Here is a 12,654-nt window from a genome sequence, read left to right as displayed (position 1 = left end):
CGACCGTACAAGGCGACCGGGCGGACCCGCTCAGCGGTAGGCGGCGAGGAAGACGCGGACGCCCTCGGTGGCGTAGCGCTCCAGCTCGGTGTCGTCGTGCTGGGCGCTGCCGTGGAACATCGCCTTGTTCACCGGGATCCACAGCAGCAGACCGGCGAAGTGGTGGGCGGCGAGGAGCGGGTCGCCGATCCTGAGCAGCCCCGCGTCGGCGAGCCGCCGGAAGGTGTCCGCGAGGTTGGCGAGGACCCGCTCGAAGCCCCGCTCGTACCAGGTGGCGCCGAGCTCGGGGAACTGGTCGGCGTTGGCGATGATCAGCCGCCGCAGCTGGAGCACGTGGGTCTGGGTGAGGGTGACCGTGAACCGCCGGGCCAGCCGGAGCAGGCCGTCCTCCAGGCCCGCCGCGTCGACGGGGATGTCCGCCACGGCGTCGATCATGCCGTCGATGCCGTCGGTGGTGGCCAGGACGATCTCGGCGAACAGCTTCTCCTTGTCGGCGAAGTGCTTGTAGACCGTCTGCTTCGACACCGCCGCCAGCCGGGCGATGTCGTCCATGCTCGTCCCCGCGTATCCCTTGGACAGGAACACCTCGGTCGCGGCTTCCAGGATCGACTGGTGCTTGCGCGCCGATCGGGCGTCCATCCCCGGCTCCCCTCTGTTTTCTTTCGTCGTCGTCCCCGCACCCGAAAGAGTACTGGACTGACCAGTACTCGTGTGGGTACTGTACTGTCCAGTTCCCAAGATCTCCGGGGGAAGGGATCCTCTATGTCCATCAGCACGCCTTTCGCGACCGTCACCTCCGCCGACGGCACCTCCATCGCCTACGAGCGCCGGGGCACCGGGCCCGCCGTCGTCCTCGTCGGCGGCGCCTTCATGACCCGCGGCGACTCCGCCGAGCTCGCGGAGCTGCTCGCCGAACGCTTCACCGTCATCACCTACGACCGCCGGGGCCGCGGCGACAGCGGCGACAGCGGGCCGTACGAGGTGGGGCGCGAGGTGGAGGACCTGGACGCGCTGATCCAGGGACCGGCCGGCGGCTCGGCCATGGTCTTCGGCATGTCCTCCGGCGCCGTCCTCGCCCTGGAGGCCACCGCCCGGGGCAGCGCCGTCTCCCGACTCGCCCTCTACGAGCCGCCGTTCGTCACCGACGACAGCCGCCCGCCGCTGCCCGCCGACTACGTCGAGCACCTGACGGAGCTGGTGGCGAAGGAGGCGTACGGGGACGCCGTCGCCCACTTCATGACGGCGGCGGTCGGACTCCCCGACGAGGTCGTCGCGGGCATGCGACAGGCCCCGTTCTGGGCGGCCATGGAGGCCGTCGCCCGCACCCTCCCCTACGACGGGCGGATCATGGGCGACACCATGTCCGGCCGGCCGCTGCCGGTCGAGCGCTGGGCCTCGGTGACCGTCCCCGTCCTCGTCGGCAGCGGCGACGCGGGAGCGCCCCACATGCTGACCGGCGCGCGGGAGCTCGCCGCCTCGGCCGGCAACTACACCCTGCGGGTCTTCCCCGGCGAGGAGCACGCGATAGCCCCGCAGGTCCTGGCCCCGGCCCTCGCCGACTTCTTCACCGCGTCGACGACGGCCGGCGAGGAGCACGCCGATCGGTGAAGGTGACACATGTGAGGTACCGCCGGCATACCGCGTCCGCAGGTGAAGTGCGAAGACTGCCCGCGCGGTGACGGTGCGTGGCTTAGATTCACCGCGTGGATGCCCATTTGCTCAGAAGTACGTTCGCGGTCGTCGAGAGACGGGCGGAGCACGCCGTCACCTTCTTCTACTCGCACCTCTTCTGGCACAACCCGGGCGTCCGCGAGCTGTTCCCGCAGGACCTGGCGCCGCAGCGGGACCGGCTGTTCGCCGCGCTGACCCATGTCGTGACGCACCTGGAGGACCCGGGTCTGGCGGGATACCTCGGGCAGCTGGGCCGCGACCACCGCAAGTTCCTGGCCACTCCCGCGCTCTACAGCGCGGTCGGCGCCAGCCTCCTCGCCGCCTTCGCGCACACCGCCGGCGCCGCCTGGACCGTCGACGCGGAGAAGGCGTGGACCGAGGCCTACGGGTTCGTCGCCGACCTGATGAAGGCCGGGGCCGACGAGTCCGTCGCGGACGGCGAACCCGCCTGGTGGGACGCCGACGTCGTGGGCCACGAGCGGTACGGGGCCGACCTCACGCTGCTCACCCTGCGGCCCCGCCGCCCCTACCCGTACGCCGCCGGGCAGTACGTGAGCGTCAGCACGCTCCACGTGCCGCGGGTCTGGCGCACCTACTCGCTCGCCAACGCGCCCCGCCCCGACGGCACGCTCGACCTGCACGTCAGCCGGATCCGGGGCGGGCTGATGAGCACCGCCCTCACCGAGCAGCTGCGGGTCGGCGAGACCCTGCGTCTGTCCGCGCCGGGCGGCGCGCTGACCGCCCGGACCCCGCCCGGCAAACCCCGCACCTACATAGCGGGCGGCACCGGATGGGCGCCGGTGCGGGCGCTGCTCGAAGAGGCGGCGGAGGACGAACCACGCCTGGAGGGACGGCTGTTCATGGTCGCCCGCGCCAAGGAGTACCTGTACGGGCGGGCCGACGTGGACCGTCTCACCGAGCGGATCCCCGGGCTCCACGTCACCTACATCACCGCCGCTCCCGGCCGGCCCCGCGACCAGGCCACCGACCGGCTCGTCCAGGCGCTGCGCGCCGCCGTGCACTGGCCCGCCCACGACGTCTACCTCGCCGGCCCGCCCGGTCTGCTCACCGAGGTCGCCGAGGAACTGACCGACCTCGGCACCGACCCGGACCGGATCTTCCACGACCGGCTGCCGGCCGTGGGCCGCTTCTCCACCCGCCCGGCCACCCGGGCCGAGTGGCTGCTCGAACCGCCCCAGCTCCACTGGCACAACCCCGAGGCCCGCGCCCCGCGCGAGCCGTACGCCTGACCGACTGTCCGCCGTGCGGCAGAGAGGGCGGCGTGTCCGGCCCTGATCCGCCGGACAAGCCCTACGCCCGGTCCACGCCCTCCGCCGCGCGGATGGCGTCGCGGTAGAGACGGCCCGCCGCGCGCAGGGCGGCTTCCGGGTCGACGCCCGCGGCCTCGGCGCGTACCGCGAGGGCGAGGAGTTCGTAGCCGATGCCCTCGCCGGCGGGCGGGGGGACGTCGAGGCCGGCCGTGCGGACGCGGCCCGCGAGCTTCGCCGCGAGGGCGAGGCCCGGCTGGCCGAGCGGCACGCCGTCGGTCACCGACTCCCGCTGCTTCTCCGCGGCCTTGGTGCGCTGCCAGTGCTCCTTGACGTCCTCCGGGGTCTCGGCGGTCGCGTCCCCGAAGACGTGCGGGTGGCGGTGGATCAGCTTCTCGACGATCGTCGCGGCCACGTCGTCGACCGAGAACGGCTCCTCCGCGGCCTCCTGCGCGATCCGGGCGTGGAAGACCACCTGGAGCAGCACGTCGCCGAGCTCCTCGCGCAGCGCCTCCCGGTCGCCGTCCTCGATGGCCTCGACCAGCTCGTAGGCCTCCTCGATGCCGTACTTCGCGAGGTCCTCGTGGGTCTGCCGCGAGGACCACGGGCACTCGCGGCGGATCCGGTCCATGACCTGCACGAGGTCGAGCAGCCGGGCGCCCGGAAGGTCGTACGAGCCGGGCAGCAGCTCCAGGTCCGGCATCGCGAAACGGCCGGACCCGGCCATCCGCGCGAGCCCGTCGGTGAGCGCCGCGTCGCCCTCGCCCGACGGCAGCACGACGACCGTGCGGCCTCCGGCGCACGCCTCGACCAGCTCCTGCGCGGAGGGCCGCAGCACCTCGACGGCGACCGCGGCCTCCCGCAGGTACGGCAGCTGCGGGTGGTCCGCGTCCGGGCACAGCACCCGGTCCGCCGTGCGCAGCGCCTGCCAGGCGGGCCAGGAGAGCAGTCCGGGCGCCACGCGGTGGCTGGCGGTGAGCAGGACGATGCGGCCGGTGCCGGAGGGCTCGGCGCTGCCGGAGGTGCCGGAGGCTTCGGAGTCGGAGGTGTCAGCGTTCACCTCTCGAACCTACCTCGGCTCAGGCACCGGCCTCCGGGGCGGTCTGGCTGATCTGCCGCACCCACGGCGCCGTGTACGTGGCCAGCTGGATCTTCTCGTCGTCCCAGCTGCCGTAGCGCGGGTTCACGTCGATCCTGAGCGCCTTGGAAGCCTGGCTGAAGGCCTCCGTGAGCTTCTTCTGGCCCTCGGGGGTGTTGCTGACGCCCAGCTTCGCGGCGATCTTGTTCATCAGGACGGCCCGGCGGGCCACGTCGTCGACCTGGTCGGGCGCCACGCCCCGCTGCTGGAGCAGGGCGGCGCGCAGCTGCTGCTCGCCGCCGCTCTGGCGGACGAACTCGCCGCGCGCCTGCTGGATCTCGCCGCGGCTCACGGTGATCCCGTGGTCCTCGGCGACCTTCGCGGCCACCCGGTCGAAGATCATGTCGTGCAGCTTCTGGCGGCTGAGGTCGCCGGTCTCCCGGATCAGCTGGGCCGCGTTCGGCGAGGCCTGCTGGGCCGACCGCACGTCCTCGACCTGGGCCTGGAGGCTGGAGACCTCGATCCGCTGCCCGCCGACGACGGCCGCCGCGCCCGGGTGGGCGTCACTGCCGCAGGCGGTGAGCAGCGGGGCCGCGGCGAGCAGGGCGGCGGCGGAGACGGAGAGCGCAGTGCGGCGGTGCAAAGGAGCCTCCCGGCGTGGGTCGTGCGTCAGTGGGACGACCGTGCGGTGATCGATGTTAGGCAGTCGCCGTGGCCCGGGCCACTACTTGGCGGCGACTGTTTCGGTCAACGACTCACGTGTTCGGGTGGTGTCGGGTCCCAGCATGATCGTCCGGGAGAGCAGAAACGTCACGGGGATCGCGGCCGCCGCGGCGATCAGCGGCGCGTAACGGCTGTCGACGCCCAGGAGGTCCACCAGGACGTAGACGCCGACGGTCGTGATGACGAAGTTCGCCGCGTTGGTGAGCGGGAAGAGCAGGAACTTCCGCCAGGTCGGGCGGGTGCGGTAGGTGAAGTAGGAGGTGAGGAAGAAGGAGCCGACCATGGAGAGCGCGAAGGCGAGGACGTGCGCGGCCAGGTACGGCAGCCACAGCCCGAGCAGGAGGTAGAGCCCGTAGTACGTACCGGTGTTGACCACGCCGACGAGGGCGAAGCGCAGCACCTGCCAGGCGGTCGTCATCGACGGATGAGCTCCTCGTCGCGGGGTCCGGGCGCGGTCGCGGCCGCGGGTCCGGCCGCGGACGCGGGTGCGGGAACCCGCGTGTTCGTCGCCTTCACCAGGTAGTGCGGGCGCCGCTTCACCTCGTAGTAGATACGGCCGACGTACTCGCCCACCAGTCCCAGCATCACCATCTGGACGCCGGCGAGCGCGGTGACCGTCACGAGCAGGGTGACGTAGCCGGGCGTCTCCACGCCGTTCACCAGGGCGACGCCGACGATCCAGGCGGCGTACGCGAATGCCACGGCGACCAGGACCATGCCGAGATAGACGGCGGCCCTGAGCGGCTTGTTGTTGAACGAGAGAAGGCCGTCGAGGCCGTAGTTGAGCAGTTTTCCGAACGTCCATTTCGAACGGCCCTGCTCACGGACCGCATTCTCGTACTCGAAGGTCGTCGTCCGGAATCCGACCCAGGCGAACAGGCCCTTGGAGAAACGGTTGTATTCGGTCAGCTCGAGAATCGAGTCGACCGTGCGGCGGGAAAGCAGCCGGAAGTCGCCGACGCCGTCGACCAGCTCGACGTCCACCAGGCGGTTGATCGCCCAGTAGTAGGCGCGGGCGGTCAGGGTGCGGGTGACCCGGTCGCCGGTGCGGGTGCGCCGGGCGATGACCTGGTCGTATCCCTCGGCGTGCAGCGTGAGCATGCGGTGCACCAGCTCCGGCGGGTGCTGGAGGTCGGCGTCCATGATGACGACGGCGTCGCCGGCCGCGTGCCGGAGACCGGCCAGCATGGCGGCCTCCTTGCCGAAGTTGCGGCTGAAGGAGACGTAGCGCGCCCGCGGATCGCCGGCGGCGATCTCCTCCAGGAGGGGCAGCGTTCGGTCACGGCTTCCGTCGTCCACGTAAACGATCTCGAATTCTCCGTCGAAACGGGAGAGTTCGGCCGTCACCTGGTCGTGGAAGCGACCGATGATCTCTTCTTCGTTGAAGCACGGGACCACGATCGAGAGCAGCACGCACGACACGACAACGGGTCCGGATGTCGCCGCCGGATTCCACCGGTGACGCCGAGGCGACCATTGAATGAACTGCCCGGCCGCGCGGACGGTTTCGCGCATTCGGGATGCGATATTCGGGAGACGATGAAGATCCCGAAACCGCGTGTCCCCGGGTGGGCCGCCGGGCGTACCGCCGCACGGGCCGCCGGCCGGGCTCCCCTGCTGGCGGCGCTGCTCACCGTCCTCGCCATGTGCGCGGGTGACGCCGTGGCGAGCACCTTCCCGTTCGGGCCGCACCGGCGCAGCGTCAACGACCTGGGCAACCAGTTCCTGCCGTTCCACGCCCGCCTGTGGGACCTGCTGCACGGCCGGGCCGACGGCGGGCTGCTCCTGAACTGGCAGTCCGGCTGGGGCACCAGCTTCCTGCCCGACCTCGGCACCTACCTGACCAGCCCCTTCGCCCCGCTGGTCGCGCTCGCGCCGCGCGCGGACCTCGCCTACGCGCTCTACGCGGTCACCGTCCTGAAGGCCGCGGCCGCGGCGGCCGCGATGGCGTTCACGCTGCCGCGGATGCGGCCGGCCGCCGATCCGCGCATGTGGTGGGGCGCGGGGCTGCTCGGCGCCGCGTACGGGCTGTGCGGCTGGGCGCTCCTGGAGGCCGTCTACAACCCCATGTGGATGGACGGCCTGATCGCCTTCCCGCTGCTCTGCCTGGTGGGCGTGTGGGTACGGGAGGGACGGCGCCCGCTGCTCGGGCCGCTGGTGGTCGCGCTCTGCTGGACCGCGAACTTCTACACCGCCTACATGGCGACCCTCGGCGCGGCCCTGGTGCTGGTCGTCACGGCGCCCCGGTGGCGCGTGGTCCTGCGGGGCGCGGTGACCGTGCTCCTGGGCGTGGGTCTCGCCGCGCCGGTGCTGGCGCCGGTGTTCCTCGGGACGCGGTACGCCTACCCGGGCGTCGTCCGCGACTTCGTGCCGGCGGACGGGGCGGACCTGGCGGCCCGGCTGATGCCCGCCACGTACGGCTTCTCGACGCCGGCGCTCTTCGTGTTCACGGCGGTGCCGGTGCTCGCCGCGTCGCTGCTGTTCCGACGGATGTGGCGGTGGCCGGCGGTGGTCGCCGGGGTCGCGCTGTCGCTGCAGTGGGGCCCGACGCACCTGGTGTGGCACGTCTTCGCGACGCCGAACGGCAGCCCGTACCGCCAGACTTTCGTCCTGACGGGCGTGCTGGTCCTGGCGGCGTGGGCCGCGCTCGCCGACGGACCGCCGGACCGGCGGTCGCTGCTCGGCGGCGTGGCCGTCGTGGGCGTGCCCGCCCTCGCTGCCCTCGGCAGCGACCAGGTGACGCCCTGGGGCCTCGGCCTGTTCGCGGCGGGCCTCGCCGTCGTCCTCGTACGGCACCGGCGGCTCGCGCTTCCGCTGCTCGCCGCGGCCCTCGTGGCGCAGGCCTCGGCGACGACGGCGTGGGGCGACAAGGAACGGCTCGCGCGGCTCGACGACTACCCGGCGTGGAGCGCGGCCGACTCCCGGCGGGCCGCCGCGCTCGCCGGGGCCGACGGCTGGCCCGCGTACCGCACCGACTCCGGCCGCCCGCAGACCACCGGCAACGAGCCGATGATGCTGGGCGGCCAGGGCGGCTCCTACTACAGCAGCCTCACGCCCGACGTCCTCACCCGCACGATGGCCGCGCTCGGCGTCGGCTGGACCTCCCGCGGCCGCAACCTGCAGAGCCTGGACAACCCGGTGACCGACGCGCTGTTCGCGGTCGGCGCGCGGCTGCGGGACGGCGAGGCGGTCCGCACCGGCCCGGCACTGCCGCTGGTGACGGTACGGCCGCCGGGACCGGCCCCGGTGTACGGCGCCTCGCCCTTCCGCAACCAGGAACTCCTGCTGGGCGCCCGGGTGTACGAGCCGCCGGCGGCGGACGGCGCCTGCCGGGTCGGCACCGAGGTGTTCTTCTGGTCGCCCGACGTCACGGGCACGGCACGCCTGGGCGACCGCACGGTCAGACTCCGCGGACAGCTCCTGAAGTGGCGGGCGTCTCTGGTGTCGCTGGGCATCCAGAAGGTCCCGGGCCTGCGCGCCGAGGTCCCGCCGAAGGGCGAGCTGGCCTGCCTCGACCACGCCCGCCTGCGCGCCGCCGTCAGCGCCCTGCGGGCCACCGCCCCGACCGCCGTCGACGTCACCGACACCGGCTTCCGCGCCACCCTCCGCCCCGGCACGGCCGGCACGGTCGTCCTCTCCGCCCCGAGGATCCCCGGCTGGCGCTGCGACGGGCGGACGGCGGACTCGTACGGCGGCCTGGTCGCCGTACCGGTGACACCGGACCGGCGCGAGGTGACGTGCGCCTTCCGCCCGCCGGGCCTGCGCCTGGGCCTGGCGACGGCGGTCGCGTCACTGCTCGCGCTGACAGGGTGGGTGCTGCTGGCCCGGCGGCTCCGACGGCCGTCCGGTGAGCCGGACGACTCGAACAGCCGTGTGGCGCAGGTCACATCCGGCCGTGTCACAGTCCCTCCGGCCGTCTCGTCATAGGGGTGTAGCGACGATGACAACGGCACACAAGGAGCCCCTCATGGAACCCCGCCTCAACCCCTTCGCCAGCGCGGTCTCCGGCAAGCTCGTCAAGCACCTCGCGGCGGCCGGCAACGCCCTGAACGAGACCGGCCTTCCGGTGTCGACGCAGGAGCTGGTGAAGATCCGCGCCAGCCAGATCAACGGCTGCGCCTTCTGCCTCGACATGCACACCAAGGAGGCGGAGGCGGCCGGCGAGACCACGCAGCGGCTGATCATGGTCGGCGCCTGGCGCGAGGCCAAGGTGTTCACCGAGGCCGAGCGCGCCGCCCTCGAACTGGCCGAGCTCGGCACCCGCATCGCCGACGGCAGCGGCATCCCGGACGACGTCTGGCAGAACGCGGCGAAGTACTACGACGAGGACCAGCTGCTCGCCCTCGTCGGACTCATCGCCATCATCAACGCGTTCAACCGCATGAACGTCATGCTCCAGATGCCCGGCGGCGACTACAAGGTCGGCCAGTTCGGCTGACCGGCGCCCCCGCCCCGTACCCCCTCGTGCCCCATCCCGCGCTCCTCCCCGTGCTCCCCCGCCAGTTGAGGGCGGAGGAGCACGTTCGCGTCCGCCTCCCCGCTGCCGTCGTAGCGCAGCCACGCCCGGCGCCGCCGGTCCGCCAGGCCGTCACACTCCGCACACCCCGGTACGGGCACGGGCGGCGCCGGCAGCTCCACGTCCAGGAACGCCACGGCCGCGGCCCGCGCCCGCTCGTTCACCGCGCGCACGCCCGCGCTGAGGCGTTCGTCCTGCGTCGCGGGCCGGAGGTGGGCGGGATCGGCCTGCCATTCCCGCCCGCCGCCGAGGGGGCGGAGCATCGCGTGGGGCCCGGTGTGGCCCCGGAACTCCCCTACTACACCAGCGACTTCGTCGTACACCAAAGCGCCACATTCCATGACAACAGCTCCCGTAACTGGATTACCCCCGTGATCGGCATGTCGAGGATGGACCCGGGGCAGGTTGGGGAGGCCGGTTTCGCGGCCGTAGTTCCAGTTGCCGCTCCAGTAATTCCACAAATTCCGGGGAGGATCGCGCGATGCCGCCGAGGAAGGTGATCACGGGCCGCAGTCAGGAGCCGCGCAAGCGCTTTTCGGAGGAGCTGCGCAGACTGCGGTTGGACCGCCGGCTGACGTTCAAGGCGCTGGGAACGGCCTTGGGCTGGGACCCCACGCTGTTCTCCAAGATGGAGAAGGGCAAGACGCTGGGCGGCCCTGAGGTCGTGAAGGCGCTGGACACGTTCTACGAGATGCCGGAACTACTGCTGGCGTTGTGGGAAGTTGCGGTCGGCGCTGAGAGGCAGTCTCGGTCGGAGTACCGCCAGTACTTCGACATGGAGGGGGAGGCGGTCAGCATCTGGGACTACTCGGTCTGCCTGCTGCCAGGCCTGCTCCAGACAGAGGCCTACGCAAGCACCCTGCTGGCGAAGGGCACTCTTGAGGGCGATGAACTCGCCCGCCAGATCAAGCATCGCCTAGCCCGGAAGGAGCTCCTGACAGGAGTGAACGCCATCACCTTCCGCGCGATCATGTTGGAGACCGTCCTGCGCACACCCTTGTCGAATCGGGCCGACTGGCAGGAGCAGCTGGAGCATCTCCTCACGATGGGCGATCGCCGGAATGTCACCCTCCAGGTGCTGCCGCACTCCACCGGGTTGCACGCGCTGAACAGCACCGACGTGACATTCCTGCGGCTTGCGAACGGCCGTGTGGCGGCCTGGCTGGAAAACGGCTTCTCGGGCAGCCAGATCGACGCATCGGCCGACGTGGACCTCTTGCAGCTCCGTTACGACCAGGTGCGTGATCTGGCTCTTTCCCCCACAGATTCACGGAAGTTCATCATGCGGATGTTGGAGGAAGCAGCGTGCGATCCGTCGGTCTGAGCCCCGTCACGTGGCGCAAGAGCTCCTACAGCAACAACGAAGCCGGCGCCTGCCTGGAGGTCGCCGACAACCTCCCCCTCGTCCCCGTCCGTGACAGCAAGGACCCCGCCGGCCCCGCCCTCGTCTTCCCGGCCGCCGCCTGGTCCGTCTTCGTCGCCGGGGTGAAGGGCGCGGCGTAGCATCGAAGAGAGAGACAGCGGTCCTCCCGCGGAGGAGGTGGCAGCTCCATGCCTGAGATCGCTGGGATCGGGCACGTCACGCTGACCGTGAGCGACGTGAAGCGCAGTGCCGAGTTCTACAACCGCCTGCTCGATACGCAGACGGTCCTCGACATCGAGGACGAGTTCGGCCCGTTCGTGGCCGTCGCCTCCCCCGTCATGGTCATCGGGTTCCGTACGCACGAGGCGACGAACCCGTCGGACGCCTTCGATCCGACCCGGGTCGGCCTCGACCACCTGGCCTTCCACGTGGCGGACAGGGCGGTGATCGAAGCGTGGGAGTCCCGGCTGGACGAGCAGGAGATCGCGCACTCGGACGTCTTCGAGGACCCCGCCGGGGGAATTCATCTCAACTTCAAGGATCCGGACACCATCGCCCTGGAGTTCTACCTTCCGGCGCCGCAGGGCTAGGGGTGCTTCGAGATGGAAAATTTCAACCTTCTGGAGCCGTACAAGATCGCCGACGAGACGTTCGTGATCCCCTGGGCCCTCGAGGCACCGCCGGTCGGTCACTTCCCGATGAACTCGATGGTGATACGGGGAGCCGAGCCGGTCCTGGTGGACACCGGTGCGCCCGCGGTGCGCTCCCAGTGGCTGGAGGCGGCCTGGTCGGTCGTGGATCCTCTGGACGTGCGGTGGATCTTCCTCACCCACGACGACCGCGACCACGCCGGCAACCTGCTTGCGGTCCTGGCCGAGTGCCCGAACGCGACCCTGCTGACGACGTGGTTCTCCATCGGCCGTATGGCCGAGGAGTGGGAGACGCCCGTCAACCGGTGCCGCTTCATGACGGACGGCGACACGATCGACGCGGGCGACCGCACCTTGGTCGCCAAGCGACCGCCGCTGTTCGACAACCCCACGACCCGCGCCCTCTTCGACCGGAAGACCGGCGTCCTGTGGTCCGTGGACACCTTCGCCACGAACGTGCCGGCCCCCATGCCCGAGACGGCGGCGCTGTCGCCGGACGAGTTCCGCGACGGCCAGCTGTTCGGCGGGCGCCTGGTCTCCCCGTGGGTCGCCCTGCTGGACGCGGAGAAGTTCGGGGCGGTCGTCAGCGGCTTCCAGGACATGGACGCCCAGGTCGTCGCCGGCTGCCACTGCCCGGTCCTCCGCGGGCCCCACATCCCCGAGGCCTACGACCTCCTCCGCCGGCTCCCCGAGGTCCCGCCGTGGACGGAGTTCACCCAGGACGACCTGGACCAGTGGATGGCGGCCGCCGAGAGCTCGGTTCCGCCGGAGCAGCCGCGGCCGTCGGGGACGTGAGCGGCGCCGCCGCGGGCGCGCGGCGTGCGCGTGTGACGCGGGTACGCGGAAGGGGCCGGTCCCGACGGTGTCCCGACGGGCCGGCCCCTTCTGCGTACGGCTGCTTACTTGGCCGCGACGTCTTCGAGGCAGAGGACGAACTTGTCCGAGCCGAGCTGCTGGGCGAGCGCCGAGTACTTGGTCTGGTCGCACTTGTTCAGGTCGAACGTGTCCTCGTGCACGGCGGCGACCTTGTACAGGTCGGCCTTGCCCGAGTCGCAGCCCTGGGTCTCGACCTCGGGGGCGTTCTCCGGGCCGGTCACGATCACGCACTCGCCGACCTTGGCGTGCACCGGGGCGTCACCGGTCAGGTACGGGACACCGAACTTCCAGGCGACGGCGACGATCACCAGGACGACGAAACCGCCGACCTTCTTCAGCAGGCCGCCGCCCTTCTTCTGCGGGGCGGGCTCGGGCGCGGGCTGCCCGGGCGCGGCGGCGAACGGGTCGGACGGCGGAGGCGTGGTCATGAAGGATCCTTGGAAGGCGTGGACATGATCGAACGCGCACGTTACACCGCGCAAAATGACCAAATCGGACCAATGCTTTCC

General features: G+C 71.5%; 15 protein-coding genes. 8 read left to right on the top strand and 7 right to left on the bottom strand.

Going from position 1 to position 12,654, the window contains the following annotated elements; translation table 11 throughout:
• Positions 1–30: 30 nt before the first annotated feature.
• The gene (locus ACFVGS_RS08050; RefSeq protein ID WP_384421278.1) at positions 31–639 is read right to left on the bottom strand and encodes a TetR/AcrR family transcriptional regulator; all 609 of its coding nucleotides are present in this window, start codon (positions 637–639) and stop codon (positions 31–33) included.
• Between the two features lie 123 nt (positions 640–762).
• Here ACFVGS_RS08050 and ACFVGS_RS08045 point away from each other — a divergent pair, with 123 nt between their 5' ends.
• Both ACFVGS_RS08045 and ACFVGS_RS08040 read left to right on the top strand, forming a co-directional pair.
• Complete coding sequence (locus ACFVGS_RS08045; RefSeq protein WP_384421276.1) at positions 763–1,608, top strand: alpha/beta fold hydrolase; 846 nt, start codon at positions 763–765, stop codon at positions 1,606–1,608.
• 95 nt (positions 1,609–1,703) lie between these two features.
• Positions 1,704–2,921 (top strand): globin domain-containing protein, encoded by a 1,218-nt coding sequence (locus ACFVGS_RS08040; protein ID WP_384421274.1) that lies wholly within the window; start codon positions 1,704–1,706, stop codon positions 2,919–2,921.
• A gap of 61 nt (positions 2,922–2,982) precedes the next feature.
• Here ACFVGS_RS08040 and ACFVGS_RS08035 read toward each other — a convergent pair whose 3' ends face one another.
• From ACFVGS_RS08035 to ACFVGS_RS08020, 4 genes are all read right to left on the bottom strand, one after another.
• Positions 2,983–3,999 (bottom strand): nucleoside triphosphate pyrophosphohydrolase, encoded by a 1,017-nt coding sequence (locus ACFVGS_RS08035; RefSeq protein WP_384421272.1) that lies wholly within the window; start codon positions 3,997–3,999, stop codon positions 2,983–2,985.
• 19 nt (positions 4,000–4,018) lie between these two features.
• Positions 4,019–4,660 (bottom strand): SurA N-terminal domain-containing protein, encoded by a 642-nt coding sequence (locus ACFVGS_RS08030; protein WP_384421270.1) that lies wholly within the window; start codon positions 4,658–4,660, stop codon positions 4,019–4,021.
• A gap of 81 nt (positions 4,661–4,741) precedes the next feature.
• Complete coding sequence (locus tag ACFVGS_RS08025) at positions 4,742–5,158, bottom strand: GtrA family protein (RefSeq protein WP_384421268.1); 417 nt, start codon at positions 5,156–5,158, stop codon at positions 4,742–4,744.
• On the bottom strand, positions 5,155–6,153 hold the full coding sequence (locus ACFVGS_RS08020; RefSeq protein WP_385691484.1) for a glycosyltransferase family 2 protein: 999 nt from the start codon (positions 6,151–6,153) through the stop codon (positions 5,155–5,157). Before ACFVGS_RS08020 ends, ACFVGS_RS08025 begins: the two co-directional genes overlap by 4 nt.
• A gap of 126 nt (positions 6,154–6,279) precedes the next feature.
• On the opposite strand from ACFVGS_RS08020, the gene ACFVGS_RS08015 reads away from it, so the two are divergent.
• Together ACFVGS_RS08015 and ACFVGS_RS08010 are read left to right on the top strand one after the other, a co-directional pair.
• Entirely contained in the window at positions 6,280–8,667 is a 2,388-nt protein-coding gene (locus ACFVGS_RS08015) for a YfhO family protein (protein ID WP_385691481.1), read from the top strand.
• A gap of 40 nt (positions 8,668–8,707) precedes the next feature.
• Positions 8,708–9,178 carry a carboxymuconolactone decarboxylase family protein gene (locus ACFVGS_RS08010; protein ID WP_384421262.1) on the top strand — a complete coding sequence of 157 codons (471 nt, stop codon included), beginning with the start codon at positions 8,708–8,710 and terminating at the stop codon, positions 9,176–9,178.
• Here the strand turns inward: ACFVGS_RS08010 and ACFVGS_RS08005 are convergent.
• Positions 9,154–9,519 (bottom strand): hypothetical protein, encoded by a 366-nt coding sequence (locus ACFVGS_RS08005; protein ID WP_385691478.1) that lies wholly within the window; start codon positions 9,517–9,519, stop codon positions 9,154–9,156. The two genes, ACFVGS_RS08010 and ACFVGS_RS08005, sit on opposite strands and share 25 nt — an antisense overlap.
• A 218-nt stretch (positions 9,520–9,737) precedes the next feature.
• Between ACFVGS_RS08005 and ACFVGS_RS08000 the strand changes: the two genes are divergently transcribed.
• Genes ACFVGS_RS08000 through ACFVGS_RS07985 form a run of 4 tightly spaced genes read left to right on the top strand, consistent with a single transcriptional unit; the run spans position 9,738 to position 12,064 of the window.
• Entirely contained in the window at positions 9,738–10,580 is an 843-nt protein-coding gene (locus tag ACFVGS_RS08000) for a DUF5753 domain-containing protein (RefSeq protein ID WP_385691475.1), read from the top strand.
• The gene (locus ACFVGS_RS07995; RefSeq protein WP_384421256.1) at positions 10,562–10,759 is read left to right on the top strand and encodes a DUF397 domain-containing protein; all 198 of its coding nucleotides are present in this window, start codon (positions 10,562–10,564) and stop codon (positions 10,757–10,759) included. The genes ACFVGS_RS08000 and ACFVGS_RS07995 overlap by 19 nt, the downstream gene beginning before the upstream one ends.
• A 48-nt stretch (positions 10,760–10,807) precedes the next feature.
• Entirely contained in the window at positions 10,808–11,209 is a 402-nt protein-coding gene (locus ACFVGS_RS07990; protein WP_384421254.1) for a VOC family protein, read from the top strand.
• A 12-nt stretch (positions 11,210–11,221) separates the two neighbouring features.
• The gene (locus ACFVGS_RS07985) at positions 11,222–12,064 is read left to right on the top strand and encodes an MBL fold metallo-hydrolase (protein ID WP_384421252.1); all 843 of its coding nucleotides are present in this window, start codon (positions 11,222–11,224) and stop codon (positions 12,062–12,064) included.
• Between the two features lie 104 nt (positions 12,065–12,168).
• Here ACFVGS_RS07985 and ACFVGS_RS07980 read toward each other — a convergent pair whose 3' ends face one another.
• Positions 12,169–12,573 (bottom strand): hypothetical protein, encoded by a 405-nt coding sequence (locus ACFVGS_RS07980; RefSeq protein WP_384421249.1) that lies wholly within the window; start codon positions 12,571–12,573, stop codon positions 12,169–12,171.
• Between the last annotated feature and the right edge of the window lie 81 nt (positions 12,574–12,654).

Origin of the sequence: Streptomyces sp. NPDC127114, from assembly GCF_042677525.1 — a bacterium.
In the GTDB taxonomy this organism is placed as follows: domain Bacteria; phylum Actinomycetota; class Actinomycetes; order Streptomycetales; family Streptomycetaceae; genus Streptomyces.
The sequence above is the reverse complement of the archived record's forward strand: the minus strand, read 5'-3'. Positions and strand labels throughout refer to the sequence as shown.